The 17,382-nt window shown below is 70.2% G+C and carries 14 protein-coding genes and 2 tRNA genes; 5 read left to right on the forward strand and 11 right to left on the reverse strand.

Features of this window, described 5'->3' with window-relative positions:
• Positions 1-126 precede the first annotated feature (126 nt).
• Positions 127-2,751, reverse strand: coding sequence for a valine--tRNA ligase (locus ACIPM1_RS30505; RefSeq protein ID WP_402440109.1), 2,625 nt, complete (start codon positions 2,749-2,751; stop codon positions 127-129).
• 137 nt (positions 2,752-2,888) lie between these two features.
• Here ACIPM1_RS30505 and ACIPM1_RS30510 point away from each other — a divergent pair, with 137 nt between their 5' ends.
• Positions 2,889-3,806, forward strand: coding sequence for a hypothetical protein (locus ACIPM1_RS30510; protein ID WP_402440111.1), 918 nt, complete (start codon positions 2,889-2,891; stop codon positions 3,804-3,806).
• Positions 3,807-3,878: 72 nt separating this feature from the next.
• On the opposite strand, the gene clpX is transcribed toward ACIPM1_RS30510, so the two are convergent.
• The 5 genes from clpX to ACIPM1_RS30535 all read right to left on the reverse strand — a co-directional run bounded on the left by clpX (position 3,879) and on the right by ACIPM1_RS30535 (position 8,844).
• Positions 3,879-5,165, reverse strand: coding sequence for an ATP-dependent Clp protease ATP-binding subunit ClpX (gene clpX / locus ACIPM1_RS30515; RefSeq protein ID WP_356180693.1), 1,287 nt, complete (start codon positions 5,163-5,165; stop codon positions 3,879-3,881).
• Between the two features lie 168 nt (positions 5,166-5,333).
• Positions 5,334-6,014, reverse strand: a complete 681-nt coding sequence (locus ACIPM1_RS30520) for an ATP-dependent Clp protease proteolytic subunit (protein WP_356180691.1) — start codon at positions 6,012-6,014, stop codon at positions 5,334-5,336.
• A 171-nt stretch (positions 6,015-6,185) separates the two neighbouring features.
• A complete protein-coding gene (locus ACIPM1_RS30525; RefSeq protein ID WP_189705719.1) occupies positions 6,186-6,791 on the reverse strand; it encodes an ATP-dependent Clp protease proteolytic subunit in 606 nt (201 codons plus the stop codon).
• 402 nt (positions 6,792-7,193) lie between these two features.
• Positions 7,194-8,588, reverse strand: a complete 1,395-nt coding sequence (gene tig, locus ACIPM1_RS30530; RefSeq protein WP_356180688.1) for a trigger factor — start codon at positions 8,586-8,588, stop codon at positions 7,194-7,196.
• A 179-nt stretch (positions 8,589-8,767) separates the two neighbouring features.
• Positions 8,768-8,844, reverse strand: a tRNA-Pro gene (locus ACIPM1_RS30535).
• Between the two features lie 198 nt (positions 8,845-9,042).
• Between ACIPM1_RS30535 and ACIPM1_RS30540 the strand changes: the two genes are divergently transcribed.
• Positions 9,043-9,113 (forward strand) — tRNA-Gly (locus tag ACIPM1_RS30540).
• Positions 9,114-9,268: 155 nt separating this feature from the next.
• Positions 9,269-9,505 (forward strand): hypothetical protein, encoded by a 237-nt coding sequence (locus tag ACIPM1_RS30545; RefSeq protein ID WP_402440116.1) that lies wholly within the window; start codon positions 9,269-9,271, stop codon positions 9,503-9,505.
• Between the two features lie 253 nt (positions 9,506-9,758).
• On the opposite strand, the gene ACIPM1_RS30550 is transcribed toward ACIPM1_RS30545, so the two are convergent.
• Positions 9,759-9,953 carry a hypothetical protein gene (locus ACIPM1_RS30550; RefSeq protein ID WP_356180679.1) on the reverse strand — a complete coding sequence of 65 codons (195 nt, stop codon included), beginning with the start codon at positions 9,951-9,953 and terminating at the stop codon, positions 9,759-9,761.
• 562 nt (positions 9,954-10,515) lie between these two features.
• On the opposite strand from ACIPM1_RS30550, the gene ACIPM1_RS30555 reads away from it, so the two are divergent.
• On the forward strand, positions 10,516-11,619 hold the full coding sequence (locus tag ACIPM1_RS30555) for an acyltransferase family protein (protein ID WP_402440119.1): 1,104 nt from the start codon (positions 10,516-10,518) through the stop codon (positions 11,617-11,619).
• Here the strand turns inward: ACIPM1_RS30555 and ACIPM1_RS30560 are convergent.
• From ACIPM1_RS30560 to ACIPM1_RS30575, 4 genes are all read right to left on the reverse strand, one after another.
• A complete protein-coding gene (locus ACIPM1_RS30560) occupies positions 11,609-12,166 on the reverse strand; it encodes an HD domain-containing protein (protein ID WP_402440122.1) in 558 nt (185 codons plus the stop codon). The two genes, ACIPM1_RS30555 and ACIPM1_RS30560, sit on opposite strands and share 11 nt — an antisense overlap.
• 141 nt (positions 12,167-12,307) lie before the next feature.
• Positions 12,308-13,489: a PP2C family protein-serine/threonine phosphatase gene (locus tag ACIPM1_RS30565; protein ID WP_356180672.1), complete on the reverse strand. Its 1,182-nt coding sequence runs from the start codon at positions 13,487-13,489 to the stop codon at positions 12,308-12,310.
• Positions 13,490-13,678: 189 nt separating this feature from the next.
• A complete protein-coding gene (locus ACIPM1_RS30570) occupies positions 13,679-14,500 on the reverse strand; it encodes an Fpg/Nei family DNA glycosylase (RefSeq protein WP_402440125.1) in 822 nt (273 codons plus the stop codon).
• 280 nt (positions 14,501-14,780) lie between these two features.
• A complete protein-coding gene (locus tag ACIPM1_RS30575; RefSeq protein ID WP_356180668.1) occupies positions 14,781-15,266 on the reverse strand; it encodes a ribose-5-phosphate isomerase in 486 nt (161 codons plus the stop codon).
• Positions 15,267-15,485: 219 nt separating this feature from the next.
• On the opposite strand from ACIPM1_RS30575, the gene ACIPM1_RS30580 reads away from it, so the two are divergent.
• Positions 15,486-16,964, forward strand: coding sequence for an amino acid permease (locus tag ACIPM1_RS30580; protein WP_402440128.1), 1,479 nt, complete (start codon positions 15,486-15,488; stop codon positions 16,962-16,964).
• Positions 16,965-17,382: the final 418 nt, after the last annotated feature.

Here is a 17,382-nt window from a genome sequence, read left to right on the forward strand (position 1 = left end):
CGCACCCACCCCATACGACAACGTCGGCCTTCAAGACCACAACCGGGTCTTGAAGGCCGACGTCACGCGAGCCACCGAATTCGCCAACAGCATCCCGTAGGGTTCCGGGGGCCTTCGGTCGCTGTCCTACGCCTGCGGCAGGCGCTCCAGCTGGGCCTGGATGCGGGCGATGTCCTCCTCGGCCTTGGCCAGGCGGGTGCGGATCTTGTCCACCACGTTCTCCGGGGCCTTGGCGAGGAACGCCTCGTTGCCGAGCTTGGCCGTGGCCTGCGCCTTCTCCTTCTCGGCGGCGGCGAGGTCCTTGGCCAGGCGCTTGCGCTCGGCGGCCACGTCGATCGTGCCGGACAGGTCCAGCGCGACCTCGGCGCCCGCGACCGGCAGGGTCGCCGTGGCGGTGAAGCCCTCGCCCTCCGGCTGGAGGCGCAGCAGCTGCCGGATGGCGGCCTCGTGCGGGGCCAGGGCCGTGCCGTCCAGGCTGAGGCGGGCGGGGACCCGCTGGCCGGGCTGGAGGCCCTGGTCGGCGCGGAAGCGGCGGACCTCGGTGATGACCGACTGGAGGGTCTCGATCTCCCGCTCGGCCGCCGCGTCGCGGAAGCCGCTGTCGGCCGGCCACTCGGCGACGACGACCGACTCGCCGCCCGTGAGGGTGGTCCAGAGGGTCTCCGTGACGAACGGGACGATCGGGTGCAGCAGCCTGAGCGTGACGTCGAGGACCTCGCCGAGGACGCGCTGGGAGACCTCGGCCGCCTCGCCGCCCGCCTGGAAGGTGGTCTTGGACAGTTCGACGTACCAGTCGAAGACCTCGTCCCAGGCGAAGTGGAAGAGGGCGTCGGAGAGCTTGGCGAACTGGAAGTCGTCGTACAAAGCGTCGACTTCGGCGACGACCGAGTTGAGGCGGGACAGGATCCAGCGGTCGGTCGACGACATCCTCGCCGGGTCCGGCAGCGGGCCCTCCACCGTCGCGCCGTTCATCAGCGCGAAGCGGGTGGCGTTCCAGATCTTGTTGGCGAAGTTGCGCGAGCCCTGGACCCAGTCCTCGCCGATCGGGACGTCGACACCGGGGTTGGCGCCGCGGGCGAGGGTGAACCGGAGGGCGTCGGAGCCGTACTTGTCCATCCAGTCCAGCGGGTTGACCGCGTTGCCGAAGGACTTCGACATCTTCTTGCCGAACTGGTCGCGGACCATGCCGTGCAGGGCGATGGTGTGGAACGGCGGGGTGCCGTCCATCGCGTACAGGCCGAACATCATCATCCGGGCGACCCAGAAGAAGAGGATGTCGTAGCCGGTGACCAGGACGGAGTTCGGGTAGAACTTCGCGAGCGACCCGGTCTGCTCGGGCCAGCCCAGCGTGGAGAACGGCCACAGGCCGGAGGAGAACCAGGTGTCCAGGACGTCGGTGTCCTGGCGCCAGCCCTCGCCCGTGGGGGCCTCGTCGTCGGGACCGACGCAGACGACCTCGCCGTTCGGCCCGTACCAGACCGGGATGCGGTGGCCCCACCACAACTGCCGCGAGATGCACCAGTCGTGGAGGTTGTCGACCCAGTCGAAGTAGCGCTTCTCCATCTCCTGCGGGTGGATCTTGACCTTGCCCTCGCGGACCGCGTCACCGGCGGCCTTGGCGAGCGGGCCGACCTTGACCCACCACTGCATCGACAGGCGCGGCTCGATGGTGGTCTTGCAACGCGAGCAGTGGCCCACCGAGTGGACGTAGGGGCGCTTCTCGGCGACGATCCGGCCCTCGGCGCGCAGCGCGCCGACGATGGCGGAGCGGGCCTCCAGGCGGTCCAGGCCCTGGAAGGGGCCGTGCGCGGTGATGACCGCGTGCTCGTCCATGACGGTGAGGGACGGCAGGTCGTGACGCCGGCCGATCTCGAAGTCGTTGGGGTCGTGCGCCGGGGTCACCTTGACGGCGCCGGTGCCGAACTCCGGGTCGACGTGCTCGTCCGCGACTACCGGGATGGAGCGGTCGGTCAGCGGCAGCCTGATGAGCTTGCCGACCAGGTGCCGGTAGCGGTCGTCGTCGGGGTGAACGGCGACGGCCGTGTCGCCGAGCATGGTCTCGGCACGCGTGGTGGCGACGACGATGGACTCGTCCCCGTCGCCGTACCGCATCGACACCAGCTCGCCGTCGTCGTCCTGGTACTCCACCTCGATGTCCGAGATGGCGGTCAGGCAGCGCGGGCACCAGTTGATGATGCGCTCGGCGCGGTAGATCAGCTCGTCGTCGTAGAGCCGCTTGAAGATGGTCTGGACGGCCCGGGAGAGGCCCTCGTCCATGGTGAAGCGCTCGCGCGACCAGGCGACGCCGTCGCCGAGGCGGCGCATCTGACCGCTGATCTGGCCGCCGGACTCGGCCTTCCACTGCCAGACCCGCTCCACGAACGCCTCACGGCCCAGGTCGTGCCGGGACTTGCCCTCCTTGCCGAGCTCCCGCTCGACGACGTTCTGCGTGGCGATGCCGGCGTGGTCCATGCCGGGCTGCCACAGCGTCTCGTGGCCCTGCATGCGCTTGCGGCGGGTGAGGGCGTCGATGAGCGTGTGCTCGAACGCGTGGCCGAGGTGCAGGCTGCCCGTGACGTTCGGCGGGGGGATGACGACGGTGTAGGGCGGCTTGTCGCTCTTCTCGTCCGCCTCGAAGTAACCGCGCTCTACCCAGCGCTCGTACAGCGGCCCCTCTACGTCGGCCGGCGCGTACTGGGTCGGCAGTTCGGTGTGGGGCGCTGGTGGCTGCTGCTGAGCGTTCTCGGTCACGGGGTCAGTTTAGAGGTGTCACGACGCCGTCCCGAAACGCGTTTGTTGTGTAACGGTCCGCACCCCGGCGCCCCTGGTCGGAGGGGTCTGCGCCAGGATGTCGTGAACACATAAGTATCTGGAGGGGAACCCAGAACATGAGTCACAACCAGCCGGGCCCGTACGGCGGGCAGCCCCAGCAGCCCGGACCGTACGGTCAGCAGGGTCCCTACGGCCAGCAGCCGCAGGCTCCCCAGCCCGGTTACGGCTACCCCCAGCAGGCTCCTCCGGCCCAGCCTCAGCCCGGGTACGGCTACCCGCAGCAGCCCGCCCAGGGCGTCCCGCCCCAGCCCAACCCGTACGGCCAGCAGCCGCCCTACGGCCAGCAGCCCTACGGCGCCCCGCAGCCCCCGGCCTCCGGTGGCGGCGGCAAGAGGACGGGCCTGATCATCGGCGCGGTGGCGGTCGTGGCGGCGATCGCGGTGGGGGCGTACCTCCTGCTCTCCGGCACCAGCGGCTCGGTGGCCGACGACGGCCCGCACAAGCTGACGACGCCGGCGACGGTGATCGACGGGACGTACAAGAAGTCGAACGAGGACACGACCGGCGGAATGTCCGACAAGGACCTCAAGGACACCGAGTCCTGGGGTGTGCAGAACCCGAAGGACGTGAGCGCCGGTTACACCTCGGGGACGGGCCTGACCGCGAAAAGCCTCGGGTTCGCCGGCGTGTACGGCACCATCGACGACCCGGAGAAGGTCGTCGACGCGATGTTCGCGCAGATGAAGAAGGACTCGGAGAAGGAAGCCTCCTCCAAGGACGGAAAGCTCGTCGGAAGCCCGCAGGAGGTCACTCCCGCAGGCTTCTCGAACGGGGTCATGAAGTGCCAGAACGTCGAGAGCAAGCAGGGCGGCAAGACCACCACCATGCCGATCTGCATCTGGGGTGACCACAGCACCCTGGCCTATGTGCTGTCGTTCGACATCGCCGGCTTCGCCTCCGGCAAGACCACGTCGATGGACGACGCGGCCGAACTGGCCGCCAAGCTCCGCAACGACGTGCGCGTCAAGGCCTGACGCCGTACGCCGCGACGGCGAAGGGGCCCCGGTCGGTCGACCGGGGCCCCTTTCCCGTGTGCGGTGCGGCGGTTACGCCGTCTTCTGCTCGCCCGGGCCGCGGCCCCGCGCGTCGCGCGGGATCAGGGTCGGGTTGACGTTGGAGTGGACGACGTCGGCGGTGATGACGACGCGGGCCACGTCCTTGCGGGAGGGGACCTCGTACATCACCGACATCAGCACCTCCTCCATGATGGCGCGCAGGCCGCGGGCGCCGGTCTGGCGGAGGATGGCCTGGTCGGCGATGGCTTCGAGGGCCTCGCGCTCGAAGTCCAGCTCCACGCCGTCGAGTTCGAACAGGCGCTGGTACTGCTTCACCAGGGCGTTGCGCGGCTCGACCAGGATCTTGAGCAGGGCCTCGCGGTCGAGGTTGTGGACCGAGGTGATGACGGGCAGCCGGCCGATGAACTCGGGGATCATGCCGAACTTGACCAGGTCCTCGGGCATGACGTCCTCGAACTGGTCCTTGGCCTCCAGCTCCCGCTTGGAGCGGATCGTCGCGCCGAAGCCGATGCCCTTGGCGCCCGCACGGCCCTCGATGATCTTCTCCAGGCCGGCGAAGGCCCCGCCCACGATGAACAGCACGTTCGTCGTGTCGATCTGGATGAACTCCTGGTGCGGGTGCTTGCGGCCGCCCTGCGGCGGGACCGAGGCGGTGGTCCCCTCCAGGATCTTCAGCAGGGCCTGCTGGACGCCCTCGCCGCTCACGTCCCGCGTGATCGAGGGGTTTTCACTCTTCCGCGCGACCTTGTCGATCTCGTCGATGTAGATGATCCCGGTCTCGGCCTTCTTGACGTCGTAGTCGGCGGCCTGGATCAGCTTCAGCAGGATGTTCTCGACGTCCTCGCCGACGTAGCCCGCCTCGGTCAGCGCCGTGGCGTCGGCGATGGCGAACGGCACGTTCAGCATGCGGGCGAGGGTCTGGGCGAGGAGCGTCTTGCCCGAGCCCGTGGGGCCGAGGAGCAGGATGTTGGACTTGGCGAGCTCGATGCCGTCGTCGCGGCCCTGCGCGCCGCCGTTCTCACCGGCCTGGACCCGCTTGTAGTGGTTGTACACCGCGACGGACAGGGACTTCTTCGCGGCCTCCTGGCCGACGACGTACCCGTCGAGGAACTCGTAGATCTCGCGGGGCTTGGGAAGCTCCTCCCAGCGCACCTCGCTGGTCTCCGCGAGCTCCTCCTCGATGATCTCGTTGCAGAGGTCGATGCACTCGTCGCAGATGTACACACCGGGCCCTGCGATGAGCTTCTTGACCTGCTTCTGGCTCTTGCCGCAGAACGAGCACTTGAGCAGATCGCCGCCGTCACCGATGCGTGCCACGGTGTGCTTCCCCTTCGCCTGGGAGACGCCTAGGTCCAGCGGCTCCTGGTGCTGCCTTATGTCGACGGTACCTTGCCGGGCCCCTGGTTCGGGCCCCCCTTGGCGCGGTTCACTGCGACGTGCACGGTCAAACCGGGCCAAGGGGCGGCAGACGATACATCCGGCGCGTCAGCGCACGTTCTCGTTGTTCATCTTGCGGGTCGAGATGATCTGGTCGATGAGGCCGTACTCCAGCGCCTCCTCGGCCGTGAGGATCTTGTCGCGCTCGATGTCCTCACGGATCTTCTCCAGCGGCGTGTTGGAGTGCCGGGCCAGCATCTCCTCCAGCTGCGAGCGCATCCGCAGGATCTCGTTGGCGGCGATCTCCAGGTCGGAGACCTGGCCGCGGCCGGTCTCGCTGTAGGGCTGGTGGATCAGCACACGGGCGTTGGGCAGGGCCATGCGCTTGCCCTTGGTGCCGGCGGCGAGGAGCACGGCCGCGGCCGAGGCGGCCTGGCCCATGCACACCGTCTGGATGTCCGGCTTCACGAACTGCATCGTGTCGTAGATGGCCGTCAGCGCGGTGAAGGAGCCGCCGGGGCTGTTGATGTAGACCGAGATGTCCCGGTCGGGGTCCATCGACTCCAGGCACAGCAGCTGCGCCATGACGTCGTTGGCGGAGGCGTCGTCGATCTGGACGCCGAGGAAGATCACGCGCTCCTCGAAGAGCTTCGCGTACGGGTCGTACTCGCGGACGCCCTGCGAGGTGCGCTCCACGAAGCGCGGGATCACGTAGCGGGACTCGGCCGAGGGGCCGGTGTACTCGGCGCGCGTGCGGTCGTAGAGGCCGCTGCCGGGGAAGTCGTTCACGGTGTCTCCTGGGAAGGGGCTGGGCGGTCGGCTGAGGGGCGGTCTGGGGCTGCTGCGGCCCCGCAGGGGGCTCGGCGGGGCCCTGCGGGGCGCGGCTGGGCCCACGGGGCCGTCAGGGCCCTGCGGGGCGCGGCTGGGCCCACGGGGCCGTCAGGGCCCCGCGGGAGCGGCTCAGGCCCCGGTGCCGCCGCCGCCCGGCATGCCGGCGGCCGTGGGAATCACGTCGTCGATGAGGCCGTACTCCTTGGCCTCGTGGGCGTCGAACCAGCGGTCGCGGTCCGAGTCCCGGGTGATCTGCTCGACCGACTGGCCGGTGTGGAAGGCGGTCAGCTCGGCCATGCGCTTCTTGGTGTGCAGCAGCCGCTCGGCGTGGATCTTGATGTCCGAGGCCGAGCCGGCCAGGCCGGCGGAGGGCTGGTGGATCAGGATCTCGGCGTTGGGCAGCGCGAAGCGCTTGCCGCGGGTGCCCGCGCTCAGCAGGAACTGGCCCATCGAGGCCGCGAGACCCATGGCGATGGTCACCACGTCGTTCTTGATGAACTGCATGGTGTCGTAGATCGCCATACCGGCCGTGATCGAGCCGCCGGGGCTGTTGATGTACAGGTAGATGTCCTTGTCCGGGTCGGCGGCAAGGAGCAGCAGCTGCGCGGTGATCTTGTTCGCGATGTCGTCGTCGACCGGCTGGCCGAGGAAGATGATCCGCTCGTTGAGCAGCCGGTTGTAGACCTGGTCGCCGAGGCCACCACCGATGGAAGGCTCGCCGGCGGCGGAGGGCATCAGATTCGTCACGTATCCACCTGCTCGTCTTACGACGGCGCCGGGCCGTCTCACGTGTTCTGCCGGGGCGTGGGACCCCGGCTCGCCGCCGTCCGGGGCGGCTTCGGGGACTCCCCTGCCCTCGTATTCATGGACCCTAACGCGCAGGCAGGCGGGTGCCATCCCGGTTCCGCGACTGTTCGCTGTCAGCGCATGTCCGGCGACAATCCCGTACGTGGTACGGCCATGACCCGGTAGGACTGGCGGCCCGACACGGCGGCGGGCCGGCGTCGCGGCCGGCGGTGCGGCACCGGAGCGGTACGGCTCGCGGGCCGACACGGCGGCGGGCCGGTACGGCGACGGGCCCCGGGGCGCGGTGAGCGTCCCGGGGCCCGTCGTGGCCGCGTCGGAGGGGTGCGGGGATCAGGCCTCGGCCTTCTCCTCGCCCTCGCCCTCGGCGGAGGCGGCCTCGGTCTCGGCGGCCTCGGCGGTCTCCTCCGCCTCGTCCTCGTCCTCCAGGTCGACGATCTCGCCGTTGGTGTCCTTCACGGTCGCGGCCTCGACCACGACGGCCAGGGCCTTGCCGCGGGCGACCTCGCCGACCAGCAGCGGAACCTGGTTCTGCTGCACGACCGCCTGGGCGAACTGGTCGGGGGACATGCCGGAGGAGGCCGCACGCCGCATGAGGTGCTCGGTGAGCTCCTCCTGGCTGACGTTGAGCTTCTCCTTGTTGACGAGCTCGTCGAGCACGAACTGGGTCTTGATGCCCTTGACCGCGGCCTCGCGGGTCTCGGTGTCGAACTCCTCGGCGGTCTTGCCCTGGATCTCCAGGTACTTGTCGAGGGTGAGGCCCATCTGGCCGAGCTGGTGGTGCTCGAGGTTGTGCTTGCGGGTGTTGATCTCGTCCTCGAGCAGCTTCTCGGGGACCGGGATCTCGACCAGCTCGAGCAGCTTGTCCAGGACGCGCTCCTGGGCCTGCGTGGCCTGGTCGTACTGCTTCATGCTCTCCAGGCGCTTACGGCTGTCGGCGCGCAGTTCCTCGAGGGTGTCGAACTCGGAGGCGAGCTGCGCGAAGTCGTCGTCCAGCTCGGGCAGTTCGCGCGCGGCGACCTGGGTGACCTTGACCGTGACCTCGGCCTCCTTGCCGGCCGCCGAGCCGCCCTTGAGCTCGGAGGTGAAGGTGGCCTCCTCGCCGGCGGACAGGCCCTTCACGGCGTCGTCGATGCCGTCCAGCAGCTCGCCGGAGCCGATGGTGTAGGAGACGCCGTCGGCGACGCCGTCCTCGAGGACCTCGCCGTCGACCTTGGCCTGCAGGTCGATGGTGACCACGTCGCCGTCCTCGGCGGCGCGCTCGACCGGGCTGGTCGAGGCGAAGCGCTCGCGCAGCTGCTCGACCGCCTTCTCGACGTCCTCCTCCGTGACCTCGACGGCGTCGACCTCGACCTCGATGCCGGAGTAGTCCGGGATCTCGACGGTCGGGCGGACGTCGACCTCGGCGGTGAAGTTCAGCGTCTCGCCGTCCTTCAGCTCGGTGATGTCGACCTCGGGCTGGCCCAGCGGGTTCAGCTCGGCCTCGTTGACCGCTTCGGTGTAGAACTTCGGAAGCGCGTCGTTGACGGCCTCCTCCAGGACGGCACCGCGGCCGAACCGCTGGTCGATGACGCGGGCCGGGATCTTGCCCTTGCGGAAGCCCTTCACCGTGACCTGCTGGTTGATCTTCTTGTACGCCGCGTCGAGGCTGTCCTTGAGCTCCTCGAAGGGCACCTCGACAGTGAGCCGAACCCGGGTCGGGTTCAGGGTCTCCACGGCGCTCTTCACGGTTCGGTCTCCTTGTGGCTGACTTCTTGGTTTCTGCCGGAGCCAGACAGGTCCGGCGGATTTCGCCGCCCGGAGGATTCAGATACTGAGACACGGGCGCGCAGCTTGCATAGTAACCGCAGCCGCACAGCGCCCCAAAAGGCGATCATGCGAGGTGGCGCCGACCGCGAGCCGGCGGGTGGTCGGGGTGGCGGGATTTGAACCCACGGCCTTCCGCTCCCAAAGCGGACGCGCTACCAAGCTGCGCCACACCCCGTCTGGTGCGACACGTAGGGTACATGCCCGCAGGCAGCGGGGCTGCCGCATTTCACGAGCGTCGGGGCGCATCGGGGCGGGCGCCCCGCCCCGGCGCACCTGAGCGCCCCGCCCTTCGAGGAAGGGGTGTGCGTCGACCCCGTACGACCCGCTACGATGCCTTCTGTGCCGCGATCACCTGGTCCGCGGCGCGCTCTGTGCGGGCGTAGCTCAATGGTAGAGCCCCAGTCTTCCAAACTGGCTACGCGGGTTCGATTCCCGTCGCCCGCTCTGCAGGCCCGGGCCGGGTCGGAGGTTCTCCCCTCCGACCCGGCCCGGCGCTTTCCGGGTCCACGTCCGGCCCGCCCTCGCCGGCCGACCCGCCCCCGCGCATTCGGCCGGGGGCACCGTCGAGCTCAGGCCGGGAGGCACCTACAGCCTGACCGGTGCACAACGCCGACCCCGGCATCGGAGGCGCGAACGGACTGCCGACGATCAAGAACACGGTGCGCATCGACGGGCACGGCGACACCATCACCCGCGCCGCGAACGCCCCGGACTTCCGCATCTTTCAGCTCGGCGAGTTCTTCTCCTACCGGGGCGAACTCACCCTGGACGGGGTGAGCGTCCGCAACGGGCGTGAAGACAGGGGGCGGGCATCGACGTCCTGCGCGGCACGCTGACCACGAACCACACGACCTGAACGCAGGGCCGGCCGTCGCCGCGCTGCACTTCACGCCGGTCACGGGCAACACCGCGGGCCGCGAGGGCGGCGGTATCTGGAACGGCATCTTCTTCCCGCCGGGGCGGGTCACCCTGGATCACAGCCCCGTGCAGGGCAACCGGCCCGACCAGTGCTACCCGGCCGGCAGTGTGAGCGGCTGCTGATCCCTCCGCGCGGCACCCGCCGCGCGGCGCCCGGGCGTCGCGCGGCGGTCAGAAGCTGATCGAGTTGATCGTGTCCGCTATCGAGTTCAGGAAGCGGTTGATCGACGGGGCCATGCCGGTGGAGGCGAGGAAGAAGCCGAAGAGCATGGCGACGATGGCCGGCCCGGCCTTGATCGAGCCTCCCCGGAGCAACACCACCAGGATGATCGCCAACAGCAGCACCACAGACAGTGAAATGGCCACAACTGATCACACCCTCGGTCGGTCCGCTCTCCCGGCCCGGGGACGCCTGCCCCGCACGCCCCCGCCAGAACCATCGTGCCACCAACCCGCCCCGCGTATGCGGCCGCTGACGCAACATCGGTCACGGCCGCGTCACCAACCGCCCCCGGCGGGGCGGAACCCCCGGTGGGAGGCGGTCAAGAGGCCCGCGCCGCACGGCAATTCGAGGGCCCACCCGCGACGGAAAGGGAGCGCTGTCGTTTCCATGTCCACACATCGCGTGCGCAGGTAATTCGAATTGTTGGCGCAGACACGGCACTATGACCCCATCAGTCATGATGTATCCGGACATTGAGGGTGCATGGGATGTAGACAAACGGCACCCGAGATGTGTCGGCAGTCACCCTCGCGGTCACGTCTTCTTCGTCAAATCCCGGGTACCCGCAGCGGATAGCCAGGAATGACGTCGGGGGTTTTACGGAATCCCGTAGACAACGCTAGGGTGCCTCAGATGTTCCACGCTGCCTCGTCCCCCGGCCAGAACAGATCGCCACTCCCTCCGGCACAGTCGCCGGCGCCCGGAGTGCCGAGCCCGCGCAAGCCCGCCGAACAGAGCGGCAAACCGGGCAAGCAGCGCGACGCGTTCTTCGACAACGCCAAGTACCTGGCGATCGTCCTGGTGGCGATGGGACACGTCTGGGAACCGCTCAAGGGCGACAGCCGGATCGTGGAGGCCGCGTACACGGTCGTGTACAGCTTCCACATGCCGGCGTTCATCATCATCTCCGGCTTCTTCTCGCGCAGCTTCGACATGCGCCCCGACCGGCTCAAGCGCCTGATCACCGGCGTGGTCGTGCCGTACGTCGTCTTCGAGACCGCCTACTCGCTGTTCAAGCGCGTCGTCGACCACGCCCCCGACCACGACATCAGCCTCCTCGATCCCTGGTTCCTCACCTGGTTCCTGTGCGCGCTGCTCATCTGGCGGCTGACCACCCCGATCTGGAAGCTGGTGCGCCACCCGCTGCCGATCGCCCTCGGCATCGCCATGCTGGCGTCGGTCGCCTCGAGCATCGGCGACGACCTGGACCTCCAGCGCGTCCTGCAGTTCCTGCCCTACTTCGTGCTCGGGCTGTGCATGAAGGCCGAGCACTTCCACATGGTGCGCCGCCGGTCGGTGCGGATCCTGTCGGTGCCCGTGTTCGCCGCTGCGCTGGCGGTGGGCTGGTGGGCGGTGCCCCACATGACCACGGCGTGGTTCTACCACCGCGATTCCGCGCAGGAGTTGGGCGCGCCCTGGTGGACCGGCCCGATCATGGTGCTGGCGATGTTCGGCTGCTCGCTGCTGCTGACCGCCTGCTTCTTCGCCTGGGTGCCGCGCCGGAACATGTGGTTCACCTCGCTCGGCGCCGGCACGCTCTACGGCTACCTGCTGCACGGCTTCCTCATCAAGGCCGGCGACTACCGGGGCTGGTTCGACCACCCCGCGCTGCACCGCCCGCTCGGCGAGATCGCCCTGACCGTGGTCGCCGCGGCCGGCGTCACCCTGCTGTGCACCTCGCCCGTGCGGCGGGTCTTCCGGTTCGCGATGGAGCCGAAGATGGAGTGGGCCTTCAAGCAGGACGCGGCCGAACTGGCCCGCGAGCGCGCGAAGGCGGAACGGCGCGAGCGGGAGAAGGTCAGCGCCTGACCCCGTCGCCGCCGCCGGGGTTCCCGCTCTCCCCCGGCTCTCCCGGCCTCCCCCGGTCCACGTCGTCCCCCTCGCCGCCCTCGTCCCCCTCGTCCGTCAGACCGAGAAGCGCGCGCATCCGTGCGTACTTCTCGGTCAGTCGTTTCCGGGTGCTGTCGTCCAGGACCGCCAGACGGCGGGGGTCGGCGTTGTGCGCCAGGTCGGCCTCCTTCACCAGCCGGGCGCCGGGCGTGGCGAGGATCCGCCGCGCGTACGCCTCCGGCTCCTCCCCCGCCCGCTTGGTGACGGCCAGCACGATGTCCTTCGTACGGCGGCTCAGCGCGGCCTCCTGCAGCCCGCGGGCGGAGAGGACACCGTCCTCGACGGAGTCGTGCAGCCAGGCCGCCGCGACCTGGTCCGGGTCGCCGCCGCGTGCCCGCACCCCCTCGGCTACGGCCCTCAGGTGCTCGGCGTAGGGCCGGCCCGCCTTGTCGACCTGACCCTCGTGGGCGGCGCGGGCGACGGCCTCGACTTCGGCCGGGGTGAGCGGGGGGCGGGTGTCGGTCATGGCCCCAGTGTGCCGGTCCCGCCCTTCTGGTGAGCAGGATTCCTCGGTGCGCCGGGTTCCTCGGTGCGCCGGGTTCGCCGGTGGGCGGGGTTCGTCGGTGCGTGAGCGGGGTTCGTCGCTGGTGCCGGTCGCGGTGGCCGCTCAGCGCGGCATCGCCTGGGCCGTCGGGCCCTCGCGGCAGATCAGCAGCAGCGCCCGGTCGTCGTTGACGTCCTTCGCCACCGCCTCGATCAGATGCCAGGCGGCGCCGTGGAAGCCGCCGGCGACATAGCGGTCGGCCTCGCCGGTGAGGCGGTCGATGCCCTCGACGATGTCCCGGTCGGAGGTCTCCACCAGGCCGTCGGTGAACAGCATCAGGACGTCGCCGGGTCTCAGCGAGCCCTTGACGGGGTCGAACTGGGCGCCGTCGTACACCCCGAGGAGGGGGCCCTCGGCCGCCTTCTCCTCCCAGCGGCCGCTGCCCGCGCTGAGCTGCAGGCCCGGCGGATGCCCCGCGGAGTACAGCTCGTAGTCGCCGGAGTCGAGGTCGAGCACCAGGTGGATCGAGGTGGCGAAGCCCTCCTCCCAGTCCTGGCGCAGCAGGTAGCCGTTGGCCGCCGGCAGGAAGGCGTGCGGGGGCAGGCTGCCCAGCAGGCCGCCGAACGCGCCGGACAGCAGCAGCGCCCGGGAGCCGGCGTCCATGCCCTTGCCGGAGACGTCGGTGAGGACGACCTCCAGGGTGCGGCCGCCGTTGGTGCGGGCCGCGACCACGAAGTCGCCCGAGAAGGACTGGCCGCCGGCCGGGCGCAGCGCCATCTCCCGGTGCCATCCGTCGGGCAGCTTCGGCAGCTTGCTCTGTACGCGGATGCGCTCCCGCAGGTCGAACAGCATGGTGCCGCCGCGCCGCCAGGGCACACCGACCCGGCTGCGGAACTGCGCGATCAGCAGACCGAAGAACCCGCACGCGGCGACCACCAGCACGGTGCCGGGGGTCACCCGGGAGGGCCCCTCGGTGTACGGGCCGAGCCGCACGGACTCCACTATGAGCGCGGTGGCCGCCGCCGCGTACAGGCCGAGCAGGCTGGCCGGGCGCAGCAGCAGCCCTCCGGCGACGATGGGCAGCACCAGCGCGACCGGCGCGAACCACACCGGGTTGGCGAGCGTCACGCCCAGGATCAGCGGGATGGTCAGCAGCAGACCGCCGAGCGCCACCCAGTCGGAGCCGTTGCCGCGGAAGTAGTCGACGGCGGCTCTGCGCACGCCGACGCGGGCCCGGTGCCACTGCTTCTTCAACCGGGCCGTGAACGTCTCGGCTTCCGCGCGCCGCCCTCGTCCTGCTGCCATCAGTTCGGGACCCTATCCAGCCGAGCAGCCTCTTCGCACGGGAGGTCTGACTTATCCCTCGTTGGTGACTCAACTTCACAGGCGCCTCCCGAGCCGTCAACAGCCGCGTCCGTGCTCAGCCGTTGGCACCTGGCCGCGCTCGCGCCCGCCCGCCGGGGCACGACGGTCACCCGCGCCTCGGCAGGACGGTCACCGGCCGGCGCCGGCCTGGCAGGTGGGACACCAGAAGAGGTTGCGGGCGGCGAGGCCGGCGGTGCGGACCTCGGTGGCGCAGACGTGGCAGGGCAGGGCGGCCCGGCGGTAGACGTACACCTCGCCGCCGTGGTCGTCGCGGCGGGGCGGGCGGCCCATCGCCTCCGGGGTGTGTTCGGGGCGGACGGTGTCGATGCGGTTGTTGCGGACGCCCTCGCGCATGAGCTCGACCAGGTCGCTCCAGAGGGCGTCCCACTCGGCGGGGGTGATGTCCCTGCCCTGGCGGTACGGGTCGATGCCGTGCCGGAAGAGGACCTCGGCGCGGTAGACGTTGCCGACGCCGGCGATGACCTTCTGGTCCATCAGTAGTGCGGCGATCGTCGTACGGCTGCGGCGGACGCGGGCGTAGGCGGCGGCCGGGTCGGCGTCCGGGCGGAGCGGGTCGGGGCCGAGACGGCCGTGCAGGGCCGCCTTCTCGGCGTCGGTGATCAGCGCGCAGGTCGTGGGGCCGCGGAGGTCGAGGTAGGAGGCGGCGTCGGCCAGGCGCAGGCGCACGGTGTCCGTGGGCGGGGGCGCGGGGGCGTCGCCGAAGGTGACCTTGCCGAAGAGGCCGAGGTGGATGTGGACCCAGTCACCGTCGCGGAAGCCCAGGAAGAGGTGCTTGCCGTGGGCTTCGGCGGTCTGCAGGGGGCTGCCGTCCAGGAGGGCGGCGGAGTCGGCGAACTTGCCCTGGGGGCTGCGGACGGTGAGCGGGGCGCCGTGCGCGAAGCGGGCCGCGCAGTCCTGGGCCAGCCGGTGAATGGTGTGCCCCTCTGGCACGTGCGGGTCTCCTTCCCGGCCGTGGACATCCGGTTCGGCCGCCGTGCCGTCCGGTTCGGCCGTTCGACGTCCGGCCGCCTGCCCCACCCGGCGCCCCGGCTCGCACCGGTGAACCGGCTCGGACCGGCGAACCGGCTCGGACCGGCGAACCGGCTCACGGCGGCCTGCCCGGACGGCGAACCGGTCCGGACCGGCGGCCGGGTGAGAGGCGCCCGGCGCGGGGCTCCCGCCCCGGACCCGGGTGCGGGAGCCGTCGCCGCCGCGGACCGGCGGCCGCGGGTTACTGCTGGGGGTGGTGGGCCGGGATCGGGGGGAGGTCGCCCGTGGTCTCGTACGCCGAGAGCATGTCGATGCGGCGGATGTGGCGCTCGTCACCGGAGAAGGGGGTGGCGAGGAAGGTCTCGACGAACTTCGTCGCCTCCTCCACCGTGTGCATGCGCGCACCCACCGCCACGACGTTCGCGTTGTTGTGCTGGCGGCCGAGCGAGGCGGTCTCCTCGCTCCAGGCGAGGGCCGCCCGGACGCCCTTGACCTTGTTCGCGGCGATCTGCTCGCCGTTGCCGGAGCCGCCGATCACGATGCCGAGGGCGTCGGGGTCCGCGGCCGTGCGCTCGGCGGCCCGCAGACAGAAGGGCGGGTAGTCGTCCTGGGCGTCGTAGATGTGCGGCCCGCAGTCGACGGCCTCGTGGCCCGCCGCCTTGAGCCATTCGACGAGGTGGTTCTTGAGTTCGAAGCCCGCATGGTCCGAGCCGAGATACACGCGCATGGTTCCGAGTGTGACACGCCGGTTCCCGGGCAGAAGCGTGGGGTTGTGCACTTATCACACCCCCCGAAAAAATGTGAGCGACATTACAAACCTCAAGAGAACCTCAAGTAACGATTGGATTTCGAAGGTTCACGAATCCCTTTGCCTCGGATTCACTGGTCCGACTCGTACACCGCTCGTACGGGGAAACCGCTCACCCGGCGCAAAGGAATTCCCTCCATGACCTCGCAGCCGACCCTGCAGAAGGCTGGAAGCGGCCACGACAGCCCCGAAGGAAACGGTTCCGGGCTTCAGGCCGGACTCAAGAACCGCCACCTGTCGATGATCGCCATCGGCGGTGTCATCGGTGCCGGCCTGTTCGTGGGCTCCAGCACCGGCATCGCCACGGCCGGTCCCGGCATCCTCCTGTCGTACGCCCTCGTCGGCACGCTCGTCGTCCTCGTGATGCGCATGCTCGGCGAGATGTCCGCAGCCAACCCGACCTCCGGCTCGTTCTCCGCGCACGCCGACCGCGCGCTCGGCCGCTGGGCCGGCTTCTCCATCGGCTGGCTCTACTGGTTCTTCTGGGTCGTCGTGCTGGCCGTGGAAGCGACCGCCGGCGCCAAGATCCTCGAGGGCTGGATCCCCGCCGTGCCCCAGTGGGGATGGGCCCTGATCGTGATGGTGGTGCTCACCGCCACCAACCTCGTCTCCGTCGGCTCCTACGGCGAGTTCGAGTTCTGGTTCGCCGGCATCAAGGTGGTGGCGATCGGCGCGTTCATCGTCGTGGGCCTGCTGGCCGTCTTCGGCGTGCTGCCCGGCGTGCACAGCGACCAGGCGAGCTTCGGCAACCTGACCGGCCACGGCGGCTTCCTGCCGCACGGCCCCGGCGCCATCCTCACCGGCGTGCTGCTCGTCGTCTTCTCCTTCATGGGCAGCGAGATCGCGACCCTGGCCGCCGGCGAGTCCGAGGACCCGCAGCGCGCGGTCACCAAGTCGACCAACAGCATCATCTGGCGTATCGGCGTCTTCTACCTCGGCTCGATCCTCGTCGTGGTCTCCCTGATCCCCTGGGACGACAAGGCGATCACCGACAAGGGCTCCTACGTCGCCGCCCTGGACTCCCTCGGCATCGCGCACGCCGGTCAGATCATGAACTTCATCGTGCTGACCTCGGTGCTGTCCTGCCTGAACTCCGGCCTCTACACCGCCTCCCGCATGGCGTTCTCGCTCGGCGAGCGCGGTGACGCCCCGAAGGCGTTCGCGCGGACCAACAGCCGCGGTGTGCCGATGGCCGCGATCGTGGTGTCGGTCGTCTTCGGCTTCGTCGCGGTGTTCTTCAACTACAAGTTCCCGGACTCCGTCTTCCTCTTCCTCGTCAACTCCTCCGGTGCGGTCGCCCTGTTCGTGTGGCTGGTGATCTGCTTCTCCCAGCTGCGGATGCGCAGGATCATCCAGCGCGAGGCGCCGGAGAAGCTCGTCGTGAAGATGTGGCTGTACCCGTACCTGACCTGGGCCACGGCCGCGCTCATCGTCTTCGTCCTCGGCTACATGCTGACCGACACCGAGGGCGAGAGCAGCGGGCGGACGACGGTGCTGCTGTCGCTGCTGGTCGCCGCGATCGTGATCGTGATCGCCGTCGTCAAGCAGAAGGTGACCGGCGGCCGGGCGGCGGTCGCCGCGCCCGCCGCCGAGTCGGAGAAGGTCTCGGCCGGCTGACCGAGCCTCGCGCAGACCGCAGGAGAGGGAGTCCCGCCCCGGGACTCCCTCTCCTTCTTTTCTGTCTCCTGGGGCGCCGTGCCCGAGCGCGCCTGCGAGCGGGGCGCCCGGATCCGCCTGCCCGTGCCCGTGCTGCCGCCGGCCGCTGCCGGCCGCGGAGCCGACCGCGGAGGGCGCAGAACCGACCTCGGAGGGCGCAGAGCCGACCTCGGAGGGCGCAGAGCCGACCGCGGAGGGCGCAGAGCCGACCGCGGAGGGCGCAGAGCCGACCGCGGAGGGCGCGGCGTCGACCTCGGAGGGCGCGGCGTCGACCTCGGAGGGCGCGGCGTCGACCTCGGAGGGCGCGGCGGGCGCGGGGCGGGCTGTGGTGGTCGTGGCCGGGCGGTGGTGGTCGTGGGGACGGCCGCGGGACCGACGG

This window comes from Streptomyces sp. NPDC086766 (assembly GCF_044746005.1).
GTDB lineage: Bacteria > Actinomycetota > Actinomycetes > Streptomycetales > Streptomycetaceae > Streptomyces.

What these genes read in the sequence shown, in the direction of transcription:
- ACIPM1_RS30510 (WP_402440111.1), top strand. Translation starts at nt 2,889, where the DNA reads ATGAGTCACAACCAGCCGGGCCCGTACGGCGGGCAGCCCCAGCAGCCC.
- ACIPM1_RS30525 (WP_189705719.1), bottom strand. Translation starts at nt 6,791, where the DNA reads ATGCCCTCCGCCGCCGGCGAGCCTTCCATCGGTGGTGGCCTCGGCGAC.
- ACIPM1_RS30560 (WP_402440122.1), bottom strand. Translation starts at nt 12,166, where the DNA reads ATGACCGACACCCGCCCCCCGCTCACCCCGGCCGAAGTCGAGGCCGTC.
- ACIPM1_RS30565 (WP_356180672.1), bottom strand. Translation starts at nt 13,489, where the DNA reads ATGGCAGCAGGACGAGGGCGGCGCGCGGAAGCCGAGACGTTCACGGCC.
- ACIPM1_RS30575 (WP_356180668.1), bottom strand. Translation starts at nt 15,266, where the DNA reads ATGCGCGTGTATCTCGGCTCGGACCATGCGGGCTTCGAACTCAAGAAC.
- ACIPM1_RS30580 (WP_402440128.1), top strand. Translation starts at nt 15,486, where the DNA reads ATGACCTCGCAGCCGACCCTGCAGAAGGCTGGAAGCGGCCACGACAGC.